This is a genomic window from Photobacterium gaetbulicola (assembly GCF_003025515.1).
Taxonomy (GTDB): domain Bacteria; phylum Pseudomonadota; class Gammaproteobacteria; order Enterobacterales; family Vibrionaceae; genus Photobacterium; species Photobacterium gaetbulicola.
Map to the genome: position 1 here is coordinate 173,206 of NZ_PYME01000009.1, position 18,974 is coordinate 192,179.

Here is an 18,974-nt window from a genome sequence, read left to right on the forward strand (position 1 = left end):
TCTGCCCTCTACATCCTGAACACCATAATTATTCACTGCTACCCATCCCGATATCATCGCATTATTCGTGCCCGCCGCTAATGTTAATTTATTGTTTATAGTTTGACCTTTCTGTAAATAGCCGTTAACTTGAAAGGTCGCTGGAAGCAAATAGGTACCTTTGACGACCCACCCGACAATCAAAAAGCAACAACCTGGGGGGCACAGAGGTTGTCACCGATGGTCAGGAAGACCGTCAAGAAATGCAGTATTTCTGCTTAGTTAGGCAGAAACTAGGGAGAGTTGTAATGACACTGTATAACCCCATGCTGGATAAAGATAACTGTGGTTTCGGGTTGATTGCCCATATCGAAGGAGAAACCAGCCACAAACTTGTCCGGACCGCCATATCCGCCCTCGACCGCATGACTCACCGCGGCGGTATCGCCGCCGATGGCAAAACCGGCGATGGCTGCGGACTGTTGATGAAAAAGCCCGACAGCTTCTACCGCATTGTGGCCGAGGACAACGGCTGGAAACTGTCGCGCGAGTTTGCTCTCGGTATGCTATTCCTCAGCCAGGATCCGGTGCTTGCCGAGCAAGCCCGCACGATCATCAGCGAAGAGCTGGCCAAGGAAACCCTGTCACTGGTCGGCTGGCGCCCTGTGCCTATCAACCCACAGGTGCTAGGCCCAATAGCCAGCGAGACTCTCCCCAATATCGAGCAGGTCTTTATCAACGCGCCAGCCGGCTGGAAGCCAAGAGATATCGACCGCCGGCTCTATGTCGCTAGACGCAGAATCGAAAAACGTATCACAGCAGACCCCGACTTTTATATCTGCAGCCTCTCGACGCAGGTGGCTGTCTACAAAGGGCTGTGCATGCCGGCCGATCTACCCCGCTTTTACCTAGATCTGGGCGACATCCGGCTGGAGTCTTCCATTTGCCTGTTTCACCAGCGCTTCTCGACCAACACCCAGCCCCGCTGGCCACTGGCCCAGCCATTCCGCTATCTCGCCCACAACGGTGAAATCAATACCATTGCCGGCAACCGTCAGTGGGCAAGGGCTCGGGCCTACAAGTTTGCTTCGCCGCTATTGCCGGATCTGCAGACGGCGGCTCCTTTTGTCAACGAGACTGGCTCCGACTCCTCCAGCCTCGATAACATGCTCGAGCTGTTCCTTTCCGGCGGCATGGATCTGTTCCGCGCCATGCGGCTGCTGGTCCCGCCCGCCTGGCAGAACCACCCCGACATGGATCCTGAGCTGCGGGCTTTTTATGATTTCAACTCCATGCACATGGAGCCGTGGGATGGACCGGCCGGTATCGTCATGTCCGATGGCCGCTACGCCGCCTGTAACCTCGACCGCAATGGCCTGCGCCCGGCCCGGTATATCATCACCAAGGACAAGCTGATCACCCTGGCTTCCGAAGTCGGGATCTGGGACTACGCACCCGATGAGGTGGCCGAAAAAGGCCGGGTCGGGCCGGGCGAATTACTGGTGATCGACACCAAGTTTGGCAAGATTTGGCACTCCGCCGATATCGATAACGACCTGATGGGACGCCACCCCTACAAAGAGTGGATGGCCAGCCACGTCAAGCGCCTGGTGCCGTTTGAAGAGCTCGGGGACGAGCTGGTAGGGTTCCGCTCGTTCGACGATACCGAACTCGGCACCTGCCAGAAGCAGTTCGCCATGAACCGCGAAGAGATCGATCAGGTACTACGGGTGATCGGCGAGAACGGGCAGGAGGCCACCGGCTCGATGGGAGATGACGCGCCGATGGCCGTGCTGTCCTCGCGCGAGCGCGCCGTTACCGACTACTTCCGCCAGATGTTCGCCCAGGTTACCAACCCGCCGATTGACCCGCTGCGAGAAAAGCATGTGATGTCGCTGGCCACCTGTATCGGCCGTGAAATCAACGTCTTCTGTGAAACCGACAGCCATGCCCACCGGGTCGCCTTTGCCTCGCCGGTGCTGCTCTATTCCGACTTGGTACAGCTGCTCGAGCTCGACAACCAGTACTACCGCAACAGTATTATCGATATCAACTTTGCCCCTAACGAGAAAGATCTCAAGCAGGCCATTATCGATATTTGCGATCAGGCCGAGCGCCTAGTGCGCAGCGGTACCGTCCTCATTGTCCTGTCAGACCGCGGCATCAATGCCGGCAAGCTGCCGATCCCGGCCGCGATGGCAGTAGGAGCGGTACAGAACCGGCTGGTCAGTGAGCAGCTGCGCTGCGATGCCAATATCATCATCGAAACCGCCACCGCCCGTGATCCACACCAGTTTGCGGTGCTGCTCGGCTTCGGGGCCACCGCGGTGTATCCGTACCTGGCCTATGAGACCCTCGGCCAACTGGTCGATAGCGGTGCCATCGCCAAGCCCTACCGCGATGTGATGCTCAACTTCCGCAACGGGATCAACAAGGGCCTGTACAAGATCATGTCCAAGATGGGGATCTCCACCATTGCCTCCTACCGCTGCGCCATGCTGTTCGAGGCTGTCGGCCTTGATGACGAGGTGGTCGAACTGTGCTTCCGCGGTGTATCGAGCCGGATCCAGGGGGCGGGGTTTGCCGACTTCCAGCAAGACTTGTTCAACCTTTCCCGCCGGGCCTGGCTCAAGCGCAAACCGATCGAACATGGCGGGTTGCTCAAATACGTCCACGGCGGCGAGTTCCATGCCTACAACCCCGATGTTGTCGGTACCTTGCAGCGGGCGGTCAAATCCGGTGACTACGCCGACTACCAGGCCTTCGCCAAGCAGGTCAACGAACGTCCCGTAGCGGCTCTCCGTGACTTGCTCAAACTGAAACCGGCTCAAACACCTATCGCCATCGACAAGGTCGAGCCAGCGTCAGCGCTCTACCAGCGCTTTGACTCTGCCGCAATGTCCATCGGCGCCCTGAGCCCCGAGGCCCACGAAGCACTGGCGGTTGCCATGAACCGGTTGGGCGGCTTTTCCAACTCGGGCGAGGGCGGCGAAGATCCGCGCCGCTTCAATAGCGAGCGAAACTCCCGCATCAAGCAGGTGGCCTCCGGCCGCTTCGGTGTTACCCCGCACTACCTGGTCAACGCCGATGTTATCCAGATCAAGGTAGCGCAAGGTGCCAAGCCCGGTGAGGGCGGCCAGCTTCCCGGCCACAAGGTCACTACCGAGATTGCCAAACTGCGCTACGCAGTACCGGGGGTCACCCTGATCTCGCCACCGCCCCACCATGACATCTACTCGATAGAAGATCTCGCCCAACTGATCTTCGATCTCAAGCAGGTCAATCCGACCGCCTTGGTGTCAGTCAAGTTGGTGTCCGAGCCAGGGGTCGGCACCATTGCCACCGGGGTCGCCAAGGCTTACGCCGATCTGATTACCATTTCCGGCTACGACGGCGGTACCGGGGCCAGCCCTCTCACCTCGGTGAAATATGCCGGTAGCCCGTGGGAGTTGGGCCTGGCCGAAACCCAGCAGGCACTGGTTGCCAATGGCCTGCGCCACAAGATCCGGCTTCAGGTCGACGGCGGCCTCAAAACCGGTCTCGATGTGGTCAAGGCTGCGATCCTCGGTGCCGAAAGTTTCGGCTTCGGCACCGCACCGATGGTAGCATTGGGCTGTAAATACTTGCGCATCTGCCACCTCAACAACTGCGCCACCGGAGTGGCAACCCAGGACGAAACCCTGCGCCGCGACTTCTTCAAAGGCCTGCCCGAGCAGGTCATGAATTACTTTATCGGCCTTGGTGAGGAAGTCCGTGAACACCTTGCTGAACTCGGGGTCGAAAAGCTCACCGACCTAATTGGCCGGACTGAGCTTCTCGAGGTCATCGAAGGCTACACCGCCAAGCAAAGCAAGCTCGACCTCTCTCCAGTACTCGCGACCAGCGAGCCGTTAGAGGGCAAGACCCTGTACTGCAGCGAAACCAATACCCCATTTGACAATGCCCCGCTCAATGCCGCCCTGCTCGAGCAGGCCTTGCCCGCGATCAAAGCGCGCAGCGGTGCCGACATCTTCGAAGATATCCGCAACACCGACCGCTCGGTGGGGGCGCGGCTATCAGGAGAAATCGCCAAACGCTGGGGTAACCAGGGCATGGCGTCGTCACCGATCAACCTCCACCTGACCGGCACCGCCGGCCAGTCGTTCGGGGTATGGAATGCCGGGGGGCTCAACCTTTTCCTCACCGGCGATGCCAATGACTATGTCGGCAAGGGGATGACCGGCGGGAAAATCGTCATTCGCCCACCGGTCGGCTCGGCATTCAAATCCAACCAGTCGACCATTATCGGCAATACCTGTCTGTACGGCGCAACGGGCGGCAAGCTGTTTGCTGCCGGTAAAGCCGGGGAGCGATTTGCGGTGCGGAATTCGGGCACCATCGCGGTTATCGAAGGAGCCGGCGACAATGCCTGCGAATACATGACCGGGGGCATCGTCGCCATTCTCGGCAAGACCGGGGTTAACTTCGGCGCCGGGATGACTGGGGGCTTTGCCTATATCCTCGACGAGGACAGCGACTTTGCCGGACGGGTTAACCCCGAGCTAGTCGAAGCCTTGCCATTGGCTGAGTTGAAAATCCACCAAGAACACCTGCGAGGTCTGATTGACCAGCACCTTGAGCTGACCGGCTCGGATAGAGCGCAAGAGATCCTGGCCGAATTCGACCAGTGGATCCCACGCTTTTACCTAGCCAAGCCAAAGACTGCCGATGTCAATACCTTACTCGGCCACCAGAGCCGCTCAACTGCCGAGCTGCGCGTACAAGCCCAATAGGGAGGGAGCCCGATGAGCCAGAACATTTACCAGTTTATCGATGTGGCGCGTATCGATCCGCCCAAGAAGCCACTGAATGTGCGCAAGATTGAGTTTGTCGAAATCTACGAACCGTTTACCCACCAACAGGCCAGCGCCCAGGCCGATCGCTGCCTCGATTGTGGCAACCCGTATTGCGAATGGAAGTGCCCGGTCCACAACTATATCCCCCAATGGCTCAAGCTCGCCAACGAGGGACGGATCATAGAAGCGGTTGAGCTCTCGCACCAAACCAACACCCTGCCCGAAGTCTGCGGCCGGGTCTGCCCGCAGGACCGCCTGTGCGAAGGGGCCTGCACCCTCAACGATGACTTCGGTGCCGTCACCATCGGCAATGTCGAGAAATACATTACCGACAAAGCATTTGAGATGGGCTGGAAACCGGACATGTCCCATGTCGAATGGACTGACAAGAAGGTGGCCATCATCGGCGCCGGACCGGCCGGCCTATCCTGTGCCGATATCTTGGTACGCAATGGGGTCAAACCTGTGGTGTTTGACCGCTACCCGGAGATCGGCGGCCTGCTGACGTTCGGTATCCCGTCGTTCAAGCTGGAAAAGGAGGTAATGATCAACCGCCGCCGGATCTTCAACGATATGGGCGTCGAGTTCCGCCTCAATACCGAAGTAGGTAAGGATATCCAACTGGCCGAGCTGGTAGCTGAGTTTGATGCCGTCTTCCTCGGCGTCGGGACCTACAAGAACATGCGGGCCGGCTTGGCGAACGAAGACGCCCCCGGGGTATTCGATGCCCTGCCTTTCCTCGTTTCCAACACCTACCGGGTCATGGGGCTCAAAGGCGAACAACCATTTATCGATATGGCCGACAAGAATGTGGTAGTGCTCGGCGGCGGTGATACCGCAATGGATTGTGTCCGAACCTCGGTGCGCCAGGGGGCCAGCAACGTGATCTGTGCCTACCGCCGCGACGAAGCCAATATGCCCGGCTCAAAACGCGAAGTGAAAAATGCCCGCGAGGAAGGTGTGATGTTTCAGTTCAACCTCCAGCCTACCGGCTTGGAAGTCGATGGCAACGGCCAGATCTGCGGGGTGAAGATGGTCAGGACCGCACTCGGCAAGCCCGATGAGGCTGGCCGCCGTCGCCCCGAGCCCGTGCCGGGCAGCGATCATGTTTTGCCTGCCGACGCGGTGATCATGGCCTTCGGCTTCCAACCCCATGCCATGCCTTGGCTGGCCGAATTCGGGGTCGAGCTGGACCAATGGGGGCGCATCCAGGCGCCTGAAAGCGGCCGCTTTGCATTCCAGACCTCCAACGCGAAAATCTTTGCCGGCGGCGATGCTGTCCGCGGCTCAGATCTGGTGGTGACCGCCATCGACGAGGGCCGCCGAGCCGCAGAGGGTATCCTCGACTACCTCAATGTGTAACTAACCACTCGGCAGCTTGGCATTGTCCTGCTCCCGCATGTTACAATCGAGCCATTCCCAACGCCCCCTCACTGGGGGCTTGTTACCTAACAAGAGACTGTATTGATGAAAATCGGCATTATCGGCGCGATGGAGCAAGAAGTTGCCATCCTTAAAGATCAACTGACGAACCGCGAAACGTACAACAAAGCGGGCTGTACGTTCTACACCGGTACACTCAACGGCGCCGACGTGGTATTGCTGCAGTCTGGCATCGGCAAAGTGGCTGCAGCTGTGGGCACTGCGGTTCTGCTTGAAATCTTCCAGCCGGATGTCGTGCTCAATACGGGGTCGGCCGGTGGCTTCGACAGCAGCCTGAATGTGGGTGATGTGGTGATCTCGACCGAGGTCCGTTACCACGATGCCGATGTTACAGCCTTCGGTTACGAGATCGGCCAGATGGCCCAGCAGCCAGCAGCATTTACTTCTGATGCCAAGCTGATGAACACGGCCGAACAGGCGCTGGCGACCATGGCTGAAACCCACGCGGTACGCGGTCTGATTTGTACTGGCGACGCCTTCGTGTGCTCGGCTGAAAAACAAGCCTTCATCCGTGACAACTTCCCGTCGGTCATTGCCGTTGAAATGGAAGCAGCGGCGATTGCCCAGGCCTGTCACCAGTTCCAGGTACCTTTCGTTGTTGTCCGTGCGATCTCGGATGTGGCAGACAAAGAGTCGCCAATGAGCTTTGAAGAATTCCTGCCGGTTGCGGCCCAGAGCTCTTCAGTAATGGTCGCCAAGATGGTTGAGCTACTCAACCAGTAACGATGACCGACGCCATTGCACTCATCGTCGAAAACAGCACTCTGCTTGCCTTGTGGGGTGCTCTGGCTGTGCAATGGCTGTTGCCTATCCCCGCCCAGTTACATCCTCTGCAAATCTGGCGCCAGCTTGCCCTGGCTCTCGCCGGTCGGGTCAACAAACCCAGCGACGCCCCGCAGCAAAGACGTCTATCAGGGTTGCTTTCTTGGTCACTGCTATGGCTAACCGTATTGGTTGTTCTGATCTGCCTGTACCAGCTGGTGTGGATCGATACCGCTTTCCACCTTCTGCTGCTGTGGTTCGCCCTTGACTGGCGCAACATGCACAAGTTTAGCCAGCAGTTTGTCCGCGCCTACAGCCGGGAAGATAAATTGCAGTGCCGAACACTGCTCGCCAGCAAACTCAACCGCCATACCGACAGCCTCTCTTTGCTGGGGCTGGGCAAGGCCGGTGCCGAAACCCTGCTGGTCGGCTACGGCCGGTTAGCTGCCGGCGTCTTGTTCTGGTACGCCCTTGCTGGCGGGATCGGTGCCATCTTGTATCGCCTGGCCGTCGAGCTCAGCCGCTGCTGGTCACCGAGCAGACAACAATTCCGCCACTTCGGCCAGCCCGCAACCACGGTACTGGCCATCCTCGATATCGTACCGCTGCGCCTGTTTGCCCTGCTGCTGACACTTGGCAAAAACGGAAAAGTGGCACTGCGGGGTCTCAAGCAACAGGGGGAAAACTGGCTCCTTCCAGGGCCAGGATGGCTGCTAGCCGCTGCCGGGCACAAACTGTCGCTGTCGCTGGGCGGCCCGGCGATTTATGACCAAACCAAAATGGAACGGCCAAAACTTGGTGGCCGGATCGCCCCGGCCGCCTTTCACCTGAGCCAAATCGATCGCCTCGCCAACCAGCGTCTATGGACATGGGTGATTGCCCAAAGCTTGCTGTTAATCATGCTACAAGGAGCCGTGTAAGTGCGTGTCGCCGCTTTATGCCTACTGCTACTCCCCGTTTTCTCTGTCGCTGCCGAACCCGTAAAAACGATCATCAGCCTCTCGCCACATACGACCGAGATGGCCTATGCCGCAGGGCTCGGTGACAAGCTGATCGCCGCCAGTGACTACAGTGACTACCCGGAAGCGGCTAAGACCCTCGAGCGGGTCGCCAACTACCGCGGCATAAAAATGGAGCGTATCGTCGCCCTGCAGCCGGATCTGATCTTGGCCTGGAAAGGAGGCAACCCCAGCCGCGAAATGACCCGGTTGGAGCAGCTGGGCTTCAAGGTGTTCTACTCCAATCCCGGTTCACTGGAAGATATCGCCAGCACCCTGGAACTACTTGGCCAGTTTGCCGACTCGCCAATCCAGGCCCAGCGCAGCGCTAGTGATTTTCGCCAGCGGCTGGATGTCCTGCGCCGCACCCATCAGGACAAGCAGCCTGTCAGCTACTTCTATCAGCTCAGCAGCAGCCCGATGATCACGGTGGCTGGCAGCAATTGGCCCAGCCAAGTCTTTGCTGTGTGCGGCGGGGTAAACATCTTTGCCGACAGCCGCGCGGCCTACCCGCAAATTTCGCAAGAGCAGGTGATAATCCGCCAGCCTGAAGTTATCTTTGGTACCTCACATGCCGCAGCCGATCCTTCGGTGTGGGATAATTGGCGCCAGCAGTTACCCGCAGTGGAAAGGAAGCACCTTTTTACTGTAACCTCAGACTGGTTAAACCGGCCGACACCACGCACTATTCTGGCTGCCGAGGAGATCTGCCAGTACCTTGATCAGGTACGTCAGTCTGCGTTGTAACACGCCATCAACAATCACTGTGAGTCATCTCACAAAGCGATTGCAGCGAGTTGTCAGCCGGTTTATTCGTCGTACAATCTGCGCGATCTCCCTATATTCTCTGACTCAGCAGGTTTCATGATGCTCATTTATATTCTCGATATGTTCGGGACGGCCGTGTTTGCCGCCTCGGGCGTATTACTGGCAGGCAGGCTCCGGATGGATCCGTTCGGGGTGGTGGTGCTGGCCAGCGTCACCGCAATCGGCGGGGGAACTATCCGCGATATGGCCCTTGGTGCCACGCCGGTTTTCTGGATCACCGATACCAATTACCTGTGGGTGATTTTCATTACCTGTTTGGTCAGCATGCTGGCGATCCGCCGGCCACGTCAGATGCCTTGGTGGATATTGCCTGTATCCGATGCCATCGGCCTTGCGGTTTTCGTGGCGATTGGTGTTGAGAAGGCGTTACGTTTCGGTGCCACGCCTATGGTAGCCGTCATTATGGGTGTGATGACCGGTTGTGGCGGTGGGGTGATCCGTGATGTCTTGGCACGGGAAATCCCGATGGTACTGCGCACCGAAGTGTATGCCACCGCCTGTATCCTCGGCGGTATTGTCCACACCATGGCCCTGTCAGCCAATGTTGATACCTCGATCGCAACTCTGGCCGGGATCATCACGACCCTAACTATCCGCCTCGCGGCGATACGCTGGCACCTTTCCCTGCCAACCTTCGCCCTGAGACACTGATAGGTCTCAAGCTTTCAGTGTCATCGCTGGTGCCATTTCACAATAACCGCCTCTCTGGCGGTTTTTTTGTCGCTTACACCAGGTAAATAAATACACACCAGGTAAATAAATAAAAAACTTTACTTAATCATTGCACCACCTACACTTTAATAAACAAAAAAGATTATTTAATAAATAAAGAGGTGCCTATGACCCCCTACGTAGAACACGCCAACCTTACCGTCGCCAATATCGACCATACTATCAAGTTCATCCAAACCGCCCTGCCCACCTTTGCCGTCCGCCATTGCGGCCAAGGAGATGGCTACCGCTGGTGCCATGTCGGAACAGCACAAAGCTATCTTGCCCTGCAGGAAGTCGTCGAGCGGGAAGCTGTCGACCGCACCCCATATGTGGACAGCGGTATCAACCATATCGGCTTAGTGAGTGACGATGTGGAGGGGGTCCGCGCCCGCCTGCTGGCAGCCGGCTATCAGGAAAATGAGATGGAGACATCACACCCTTGGCGTAAACGGATTTATTTCTGGGATCCCAACGGCATCGAGTGGGAATTTATCGAATACCTGAGCCAGGATAACGACCGACGCAATGACTATAGCGAATAGGCTATTGGCTATTGGCTATTGGCTATTGGCTATTGGCTATTGGCTATTGGCTATTGGCAGTAGGATCAAAAAAGGCGCCCAAGGCGCCTTTTAATCAATGACAACAGGAGTAGGATTACTTCAGAGTCACACGGGCAAACTTGCGCTTGCCAACCTGGTAAACCGCTGTACCGGCTGCTGGGATCAGCTTGGTATCTTCGATTTTGTTACCATCGATTTTCGCCGCGCCCTGGCGGATCATACGCATCGCATCAGAGGTTGAGTTAACCAAGCCAGCCTCTTTGAGCAGGTTACCAATCGCAATACCGGCTTCGAATTCGAATTCAGGCATTTCATCTGGCATCGCACCTTTCTGGAAGCGGTTGATGAATTCCTGCTCGGCTGCATCGGCATCAGCTTCGCTGTGGAAGCGGGCAATGATTTCTTTCGCCAGCAAGATTTTCACATCACGAGGGTTACGACCACCAGCAATATCATCCTTGAACTGGTCAATCTCTTCTAGCGGACGGAAAGACAGACATTCGAAGTAGTTCCACATCAGATCATCAGAGATAGACATGATTTTACCGAACATCTCGCTTGGTACGTCAGTCACACCAATGTAGTTGTTGGCAGACTTCGACATCTTCTTCACACCATCCAGGCCAACAAGCAATGGCATAGTCAGAACCACCTGTGGCTTCTGGCCATTGGCTTTCTGCAACTCACGGCCCATCAGTAGGTTGAACTTCTGGTCGGTACCACCGAGCTCAACATCTGTCTCCATTGCGACAGAGTCATAGCCCTGAAGCAGCGGGTACATGAATTCGTGAATCGCAATTGGACGACCTTCGTTGTAACGCTTTTTGAAATCGTCACGCTCAAGCATACGGGCAACAGTCTGGTTGGCAGCCAGGCGGATCATGCCTTCTGCGCCCAGCTCTGACAGCCAGCTCGAGTTGAACTCAATCTTGGTCTTGGCAGGGTCGAGGATCTTGAAAACCTGCTCTTTGTAGGTTTCTGCATTACGCAGCACGTCTTCGCGTGTTAGCGGTGGACGGGTAGTATTTTTTCCTGTTGGGTCACCCACCATACCGGTGAAGTCACCGATCAGGAACGTGACGTCATGGCCTAGCTCCTGGAACGTACGCAGTTTGTTCAGGATCACGGTGTGACCCAGGTGAATATCCGGTGCAGTTGGATCGGCACCCAGTTTGATTCGCAGAGGACGGTTCTCTTTCAGCTTGGCAATCAGCTCCTCTTCCGGAATCAGCTCATCCACACCACGCTTAATTTCAGCTAAAGCTTGTTCAATGCTGGCCATTCTTGTTCGCTCCCACAGAATTGGCAAAAAAGTAATAATCCTCAATCTTACTTGAATAGCGATGTTTTTTGAAACCAGTTAGACTAAGGGTTGTCTTATTTTTTATGAAATCGCAAAAAAACACCACATGCAAGTACCGATACTCCGCCGGTTGCCAAGGATGCACCAGACCCTCATCACCGTGATCAGCTCGCTGCTCGTGGTGTTACTATTATGGCCGAGTTCGGAAAACAGCGGGCACCCTGAGCGAAAATTTGAAATTGGTAAGCTCTATCCGCTGAAACTTTCCCTCGATAGTGCGCAATTGCGCCCAATGGCAGCTGACGAAAAACCGGCGATCCCGGTACTCAAGTGGAAAGAGCACGAGGTACAATCCGGCGAGAGCCTCGCGGTAGTCTTCGACAAGGTCGGCTTATCGCCGGCTACACTCTACCGTTTAGTCAATGCTGATGAAGGCACCCAATCTCTCACCAACCTGCGTCCAGGCGACAAGTTACGCTTCGGCTTTGACGAGGACAACCAGCTGATCCAGCTGATCCAGCCGCAAAATGCAACCGACAGCCTGGTGGTCACCCGCACCGCCGACACCTTCTATTCCAACAAAGAAAGCAAGGACGTCGATCTCCAGCTCAATTTTGCCCAAGCCGTGATCACCTCGAGCTTCTGGAATGCCGCCGACAAAGCCGGGCTCACCGCCAACCAGATCATGGAAATTGCGGGGATCTTTGGTTGGGATATCGATTTTGCTTTGGATATCCGCGCCGGTGACAGTTTCTCTGTCCTGTTCGAAGAGCGCTTGGTCGAAGGCGAACCTATCGGCCGTGGCAATATTCTCGCGGCAACCTTCAGCAATTTGGGCCAGACCTTCACCGCGATCCGCAGCGAGGACGGTAAGTACTATGACGAAAAAGGCCAGGCGATGCGCAAAGCCTTCCTGCGCTCGCCAATCAACTTCCGTTACGTCAGCTCGAACTTCAACCCGCGTCGCTTGCACCCGGTGACCGGCCAGGTCCGCCCCCACCGCGGTACCGATTACGTCGCCCCGGTCGGTACACCGATTTGGGCTGCCGGTGACGGTGTGGTCATGCAGTCGAGCTACAACAAGTTCAACGGTAACTATGTGTTCATTCGCCATAGTTCGACTTACATAACCAAGTACCTCCACCTGACCAAGCGCAGCGTCAAAACCGGCCAGCGGGTCAAGCAGGGGCAAACCATTGGTACTCTGGGCGGTACCGGGCGTGTAACCGGCCCGCACCTGCACTATGAGTTCCTGGTCAACGGCGTCCACAAGAACCCGAGAACGGTCAAGCTGCCTCAGGCCCGCTCGCTGAGCGGCAAAGAGAAGGCCCAGTTCCAGCAATATGCGAAGGAGCGGATGGCCCAGCTGAACCACTTCAGCCAGTTTATCGCCGACAACAGCCCACTGCTTGGCGACCGAACCTAACAGACAAACAGAATAAAAAAGCCGCCCCCATTGGAGCGGCTTTTTATTTGCCTGCCAAAAACAACCTCCTTGGGCTGCCGATGGCTCAATTAGACGCTGAACGATGCACCGCAACCACAAGTGGTCGTCGCGTTCGGGTTATCAACGAAGAAGCGAGAACCTTCCAGCCCTTCGGTATAGTCAACCGTACCACCAATCAGGTACTGCAGACTCATCGGGTCAACAACCAGTGTGACTCCGCTCTTTTCAATTGTGGTATCGCCTTCGTTGACTTTCTCGTCAAAGGTAAAGCCGTACTGGAAACCACTGCAACCACCGCCGGTAATGTAAACACGCAGCTTAAGCTCCGGGTTCTCTTCCTCGGCAATAAGCGCTTTCACTTTGTTCGCTGCAACATCGGAAAAATTCAGCGGCAGATTGGCATCGCTCATTAAAAACCTCTCAAATACTATCGGTCATACCGGTGATTATCTAATACCTGACTATCTCGTTCAAGTATTGACCACCGAAGACTGCTCCCGTTGAGCCATTTTTTCCTTTTCTATGGTGCGATGCAAGAGCTGGGAGTAAATTGGCTGGCCGCCCAGTACCTGGGCCAGCATGGTTGCCCCCAGCGTGGTAATGATCAGCGGCAAGATCAAATCGTAGTTGTTGGTCATCTCAATCACCAACAGGATACCGGTGATTGGGGCTCGCACCGTGGCCGCAAACAGCGCCCCCATACCGGCAATGGCAAACATCCCCGGCTCCAGACCCAGCTCAGGAAACAGCTGCTGGGCCAGGGTGCCGAAGAAGGTACCGAATAGGGTACCCAGCGCCAGCATCGGGGCAAAAATCCCCCCCGGCGCCCCCGATCCGAAGCACAGCAGGGTCGTCGCCACTCGGGCCAAGAACAGGATCAACAGCACACTGATGCCATACTCGCCGTTGGTCGCACTCGGGATCAGGCTGATCCCCCCGCCGGTCAACTCTGGCAGATACAGCAGGATAAGACCGAAGCTCCCCCCCAGCAGGGTGCCCGTCAGCAAGTAGCGCCGGCGGTTGTTGCGGTGGATACGGGCAAACATGTCTTGGCTACGGGTGATCAGCTGATTGAAGATCACCCCGAATATTCCGAAGGCCATCCCGAGCAACAGGAACAGCCACAGCGAGCGCAGTAACGGCGCATCGTATTGCGGCATGGTGATCACCGCCTGCTGGCCGGAAATGCTGCGAAAAACAATATTGGCGACAATGGCCGAGATCATTACGCACTTAATCGAGATAAGGCTGTAACGAAACTGCGGCCGCATTTCCTCGACCACAAACATAATAGCCGCCAGCGGGGCATTGAAAGCTGCAGCCAGCCCTCCCGCCGCACCAGAAGCAAGCAAAGCATGGCGACCTTCTTTGTCCTTGAGCCGGAAGAGATCCGACACCATCCGGCCGATATTGCCGCCCATCTGTACCGACGGCCCCTCTCGGCCCAGCACCATTCCCGAACCTAGCGCCCCCAGACCACCGATGAATTTTACCGGCAGTACCCGCCACCAGCGAACCGGGCGGATATCATCCATCGCCCCTTCAATTTCCGGGATCCCAGAGCCCGCGGCTTCAGGGGCAAAACGGTGGACCGGGTAATAGCCAACCAGGGCCAACAGTGCACTGATCAAAAAGGCCGATAGCCACAATGGCAACACATTGCTGATTTCATGGCGCAGCCACTCCGTGCGCTGCTCCGACACCCAATGCACCGCAATTTCAAACAAGGTTGATAACAAGCCAGCGCCCAGCCCCACCAGCGCGGAGAGGAAAAGGACGGAAACTGGGGTTTTGTCGCGCGATAGGAAGCGCCGGACCAGCCCGCTCGGCTGCAATCTCTCAGGCGCAGGGGTGCCTTGGTTATTATTTGTCATCAAAGTTGCCGTAATCGTGAAGTCATCCCGGAGCCGGGAAATAAAAGAAAGGGGCGCTGTTCCCAACCTAATGGGGCCTGTACACCTTGAGAAAGCATAGCTGAGCGACTGTTTTTTTTACATATTCAATGTTGAAAACTAGCTTTTCAGTGATGCATAGCACTTTAGTGCCTTCTCGTTTTGCGCTAGCGCAGAGTTCCCTCACCAGCAATTGAAAGCCCCACATAGCCTAGGTACAATGCCGGCAGTTCAAATCGGACAATCTTCAATAACAGGACATCACAATGAGCAAGTCAGCTGATTTATTTGCCAAAGCGCAACAGACGATCCCTGGTGGCGTTAACTCACCAGTCCGTGCCTTTGCCGGCGTTGGCGGCAGCCCGCTATTTATCGAGCGCGCAGATGGCGCCTATATCTTTGATGCCGATGGCAAAGCCTATATTGACTATGTTGGCTCGTGGGGTCCGATGATCCTTGGTCACAACCATGTCGCGATTCGCGATGCGGTGATCAACGCGGCTCAGCAGGGCCTGAGTTTCGGTGCGCCGACCGAGATGGAGATCACCATGGCTGAAATGGTGTCCCAACTGGTACCGTCAATGGAAATGGTCCGCATGGTAAGCTCGGGCACCGAAGCAACCATGAGTGCGATCCGCCTGGCCCGTGGTTTTACAAACCGCGATAAGATCATTAAGTTTGAAGGCTGCTACCACGGCCACGCCGATTGCCTATTGGTCAAAGCAGGCTCTGGTGCCCTGACCCTGGGCCAACCAAGCTCTCCGGGTGTACCGGCTGATTTTGCCAAGCACACCCTAACTTGCACTTTCAACAACCTAGACTCAGTTCGCGAAGCCTTTGCCGAACACCCTGAGCAGATCGCTTGTATTATCGTCGAACCAGTAGCGGGCAACATGAACTGTATTCCGCCGGTACCGGGCTTCTTGGAAGGCCTGCGTGAGATCTGTGATGAGTTTGGCGCGCTGCTGATCCTCGATGAAGTCATGACCGGCTTCCGTGTATCTCATGGTGGCGCACAGGGTTACTACAACATCAAACCGGATCTGACCACGCTGGGTAAGGTTATCGGCGGTGGTATGCCTGTTGGTGCTTTCGGCGGCCGCCGCGAAGTGATGGAATATGTTGCCCCAACCGGCCCGGTTTACCAGGCCGGTACGTTGTCGGGCAACCCTGTTGCCATGGCCGCTGGCCACGCTTGCCTGAGCGTACTGACCAAAGAAGGTCACGAGCAACAACTTGCCAACACAACCCAGCGTCTTGCTGATGGCTTCCAGGCTTTGGCTGACAAGTATGGTATCCCACTGAAAACCAACCAGGTTGGCGCCATGTTCGGTTTCTTCTTTACCGATCAGGACACTGTTACCTGCTACGACGACGTGGCCAAGTGCGACATTGAACGTTTCAAACGTTTCTTCAACCTGATGCTGGAAAAAGGTGTCTACCTGGCCCCTTCAGCCTTTGAAGCCTGCTTTACCTCCCTTGCCCATAGCGACAAGGAAATTGAAGCAACACTGGCAGCGGCAGAGTACGCCTTCAAGACCCTGGCCGAAGAAGCGACTGCGTAATCCGCGTTCGAGTCAAACGGGCCACCATAAAGACACAAGCCGCTCTGTGAGCGGCTTGTTGCTTTCTTGCCTACCCGTCTAGGTTACTGCCAGAACCAAACCGCCAACAGCACCAGTGACAGCAGCACCCAGGCCGCCATCGGGACCCGCCGCTTTTTTTTGGTCTCGCAACCACAATCACAGCACCCCATCTTCGTACCTCCTCTCTTGGAAAATCAGGCAGATATTATCGATTGCCTCGCAAGCAATGTGGTGCAATCATAATACCAAACTGCAACTATCGCCTCATCAATACTATCGAGAAGGGATGCATCGTGCCCAAACCATTCAAAGTTGAATCACGCCACTGGATGCTTATTGCCGCTTTGGCGCTGGCGGCCTACGCCAGCTACACCTTGATTGAGCCCTACATCGGCCCTATCGTGATGGCCTTCATCATATCGCTGCTCTACTACCCGCTGCATGTCAAGCTGGACAGGTTGATGCCTCGCTCGCCCAACCTGTCATCGGTACTGTCTTGTACCTTACTGACCTTCATCATCGTGATCCCGATGCTGGTGGTCTTCAGCTCGATCATCCACCAGGGGACGACCTTTTCCAAAGAGAGCTATACCTGGCTAACCTCCGGCGGTGTTCAGGAAGTATTGGCCCACCCATCCGTAGTCAAGCTTCTGGCCCTTATCGAGAAATACTCCCCGTTCGAGCCACTCGATACCCAAGCGGTGATCCAGAAAGTGGCGACGGCATCGTCAAAGTTCGGCGCCCAGCTGCTCAACGTCAGTGCCCGGTTATTGGGTGATGCCACCAACTTCCTGATCAATTTCATGCTAATGCTGTTCGTGTTGTTCTTCCTGCTCCGCGACCACGACAAGATCGTCCAAACCATCAGGCATGTACTGCCGCTCTCGCGCAGCCAGGAAGATGCGGTACTCAATGAAGTCGAGCAGGTCGCCAAGTCTGCTGTCCTAGGCTCATTCCTTACCGCTCTCGCCCAAGGCTTTGCCGGTGGTTTTGCCATGTGGCTGGCTGGCTTTCAGGGGCTGTTCTGGGGCTCGATGATGGCCTTTGCCTCGCTGATCCCCGTGGTCGGCACCGCGCTGATCTGGCTACCGGCCAGTATCTACCTACTGCTGATTGGTAAATGGGAATGGGCCCTGTTCCTGGTTGGCTGGGGCGCCATTGTCGTCGGCTCGATAGACAACTTCCTGCGACCGCTGCTGATGCAGGGCAGCTCTGGCATGAGTACGCTACTGATCTTCTTCTCCATTATCGGTGGTCTGCATGTCTTTGGCCTGATTGGCCTGCTCTACGGCCCCATCATCTTCGCCGTCACCCTGGTACTGTTCAAGCTCTACGAAACCGAATTCCAGGACTTCCTGCAACACCAGGACCATCACTGATGAGATTGGCCGGGGGCCCTTCCCCGGCCCGACTTTTCTTATCGACGAATTTGTGGAACAATTCGCGCCCCAATACAGCTTTCATCCATTCTTGAGGTCGTTATGTCATACAGTGCTGCTAGCCAGGTTGCCGCCCGCCAGCTGGAATTTTTTGAAAACCGCAAGGTCCTAGTGGCCGGCGAACTTGATGACACCTTTCCAACTGAGCTCTCGCAGACCGCCTCGTCGGTAACGATCTTTACCACCAACTTTGGCTATGCCCGCCGCATGTCTTCCCACGACAGCGTTCACACCGTGTTTGGTGCCGAATTCAGCGAAGAAGCCGATATCGATATGATCTTGCTGTATTGGCCGAAAGCCAAAGCCGAGGCGGAATATCTGCTGGCCATGTTACTGGCTAAGTTTGGCCCGGAAACCGAAATCTGCGTGGTCGGCGAAAACCGCAGCGGTGTCCGCAGCGCAGAAAAAATGTTTGCCCCTTACGGCAAGCTGACCAAGTACGACTCGGCCCGACGCTGCAGCTTCTTCTGGGGACGCTGTGACAAGCCGGCACCGGCCTTCGACATCAACGACTGGTTCCGCAGCTACCCGCTGAATATCGCGGGTGCCGAGCTGACTATCCGCTCACTGCCGGGCGTATTTAGTCACGGTGAATTCGACCAAGGCTCCAAGCTGTTGCTTGATACCCTGCCCGCCCTGACAGGCCGCGTACTGGACTTCGGTTGCGGTGCCGGTGTGATTGGTGCCGTGATGAAGACCAACAACCCGTCTATCGAGCTGGAGCTTTGTGATATCAGTGCCTTGGCGATTGCCTCAGCCGAAGAGACATTCCGGGTCAACCAACTTGAGGGGACCTTTACGGCAACCGACGTCTATGCCGCGCTGCAAGGCCCGTACGATTACCTGATCAGCAACCCTCCGTTCCATGCCGGGCTGAAAACCTTCTATGCGGCGACCGAAGATTTTATCGCTCAAGCACCGCAATACCTGCGCAGCGAAGGACAGTTGATCATCGTAGCCAATAGTTTTCTGCGCTATCCACCACTGATTGAGGATAGCCTCGGCAGCTGCGAAACCATCGCCAAGAACAACAAGTTCAGCATTTACGCCGCGAAAAAATAACGGCTAACCAAACAACCACAAGGCCGGCCTCCCCGGCCTTTGCCCACATTCCAAGACAAAACGGCGAAATATGGGCAATAACCTTGTCATTCACAACCTCACCAGCGCCAAATCTGTGTGTCG

General features: G+C 56.2%; 14 protein-coding genes. 11 read left to right on the forward strand and 3 right to left on the reverse strand.

Going from position 1 to position 18,974, the window contains the following annotated elements; translation table 11 throughout:
• The first annotated feature begins 287 nt into the window (after nucleotides 1-287).
• From gltB to C9J03_RS10335, 7 genes are all read left to right on the forward strand, one after another.
• Nucleotides 288-4,751: a glutamate synthase large subunit gene (gene gltB, locus C9J03_RS10305; RefSeq protein WP_044624223.1), complete on the forward strand. Its 4,464-nt coding sequence runs from the start codon at nucleotides 288-290 to the stop codon at nucleotides 4,749-4,751.
• 12 nt (nucleotides 4,752-4,763) lie between these two features.
• Entirely contained in the window at nucleotides 4,764-6,176 is a 1,413-nt protein-coding gene (locus C9J03_RS10310; protein ID WP_044624224.1) for an FAD-dependent oxidoreductase, read from the forward strand.
• Between the two features lie 105 nt (nucleotides 6,177-6,281).
• The gene (gene mtnN / locus C9J03_RS10315) at nucleotides 6,282-6,980 is read left to right on the forward strand and encodes a 5'-methylthioadenosine/S-adenosylhomocysteine nucleosidase (RefSeq protein WP_044624225.1); all 699 of its coding nucleotides are present in this window, start codon (nucleotides 6,282-6,284) and stop codon (nucleotides 6,978-6,980) included.
• Nucleotides 6,981-6,982: 2 nt separating this feature from the next.
• Nucleotides 6,983-7,939 (forward strand): cobalamin biosynthesis family protein, encoded by a 957-nt coding sequence (locus C9J03_RS10320; RefSeq protein WP_044624226.1) that lies wholly within the window; start codon nucleotides 6,983-6,985, stop codon nucleotides 7,937-7,939.
• Nucleotides 7,940-8,764 (forward strand): vitamin B12 ABC transporter substrate-binding protein BtuF, encoded by an 825-nt coding sequence (gene btuF, locus C9J03_RS10325; RefSeq protein ID WP_044624227.1) that lies wholly within the window; start codon nucleotides 7,940-7,942, stop codon nucleotides 8,762-8,764.
• Nucleotides 8,765-8,884: 120 nt separating this feature from the next.
• Nucleotides 8,885-9,496 carry a TRIC cation channel family protein gene (locus tag C9J03_RS10330; RefSeq protein ID WP_039467190.1) on the forward strand — a complete coding sequence of 204 codons (612 nt, stop codon included), beginning with the start codon at nucleotides 8,885-8,887 and terminating at the stop codon, nucleotides 9,494-9,496.
• Nucleotides 9,497-9,684: 188 nt separating this feature from the next.
• A complete protein-coding gene (locus tag C9J03_RS10335) occupies nucleotides 9,685-10,101 on the forward strand; it encodes a VOC family protein (RefSeq protein WP_044624228.1) in 417 nt (138 codons plus the stop codon).
• Nucleotides 10,102-10,216: 115 nt separating this feature from the next.
• On the opposite strand, the gene tyrS is transcribed toward C9J03_RS10335, so the two are convergent.
• A complete protein-coding gene (gene tyrS / locus C9J03_RS10340; protein ID WP_044624229.1) occupies nucleotides 10,217-11,404 on the reverse strand; it encodes a tyrosine--tRNA ligase in 1,188 nt (395 codons plus the stop codon).
• A gap of 127 nt (nucleotides 11,405-11,531) precedes the next feature.
• Between tyrS and C9J03_RS10345 the strand changes: the two genes are divergently transcribed.
• Nucleotides 11,532-12,851, forward strand: coding sequence for a peptidoglycan DD-metalloendopeptidase family protein (locus C9J03_RS10345; protein WP_044624230.1), 1,320 nt, complete (start codon nucleotides 11,532-11,534; stop codon nucleotides 12,849-12,851).
• Between the two features lie 89 nt (nucleotides 12,852-12,940).
• Here C9J03_RS10345 and erpA read toward each other — a convergent pair whose 3' ends face one another.
• Together erpA and clcA are read right to left on the reverse strand one after the other, a co-directional pair.
• Entirely contained in the window at nucleotides 12,941-13,282 is a 342-nt protein-coding gene (gene erpA / locus C9J03_RS10350) for an iron-sulfur cluster insertion protein ErpA (protein ID WP_039467799.1), read from the reverse strand.
• Nucleotides 13,283-13,342: 60 nt separating this feature from the next.
• Nucleotides 13,343-14,746: a H(+)/Cl(-) exchange transporter ClcA gene (gene clcA / locus C9J03_RS10355; protein WP_044624231.1), complete on the reverse strand. Its 1,404-nt coding sequence runs from the start codon at nucleotides 14,744-14,746 to the stop codon at nucleotides 13,343-13,345.
• A 284-nt stretch (nucleotides 14,747-15,030) separates the two neighbouring features.
• Between clcA and hemL the strand changes: the two genes are divergently transcribed.
• The 3 genes from hemL (at nucleotide 15,031) to rsmC (ending at nucleotide 18,851) form a co-directional block, all read left to right on the forward strand.
• Nucleotides 15,031-16,329 carry a glutamate-1-semialdehyde 2,1-aminomutase gene (gene hemL / locus C9J03_RS10360; RefSeq protein ID WP_044624232.1) on the forward strand — a complete coding sequence of 433 codons (1,299 nt, stop codon included), beginning with the start codon at nucleotides 15,031-15,033 and terminating at the stop codon, nucleotides 16,327-16,329.
• A 314-nt stretch (nucleotides 16,330-16,643) separates the two neighbouring features.
• Complete coding sequence (locus tag C9J03_RS10365) at nucleotides 16,644-17,729, forward strand: AI-2E family transporter (RefSeq protein ID WP_082060678.1); 1,086 nt, start codon at nucleotides 16,644-16,646, stop codon at nucleotides 17,727-17,729.
• Nucleotides 17,730-17,831: 102 nt separating this feature from the next.
• Nucleotides 17,832-18,851: a 16S rRNA (guanine(1207)-N(2))-methyltransferase RsmC gene (rsmC, locus tag C9J03_RS10370; RefSeq protein ID WP_044624233.1), complete on the forward strand. Its 1,020-nt coding sequence runs from the start codon at nucleotides 17,832-17,834 to the stop codon at nucleotides 18,849-18,851.
• Nucleotides 18,852-18,974: the final 123 nt, after the last annotated feature.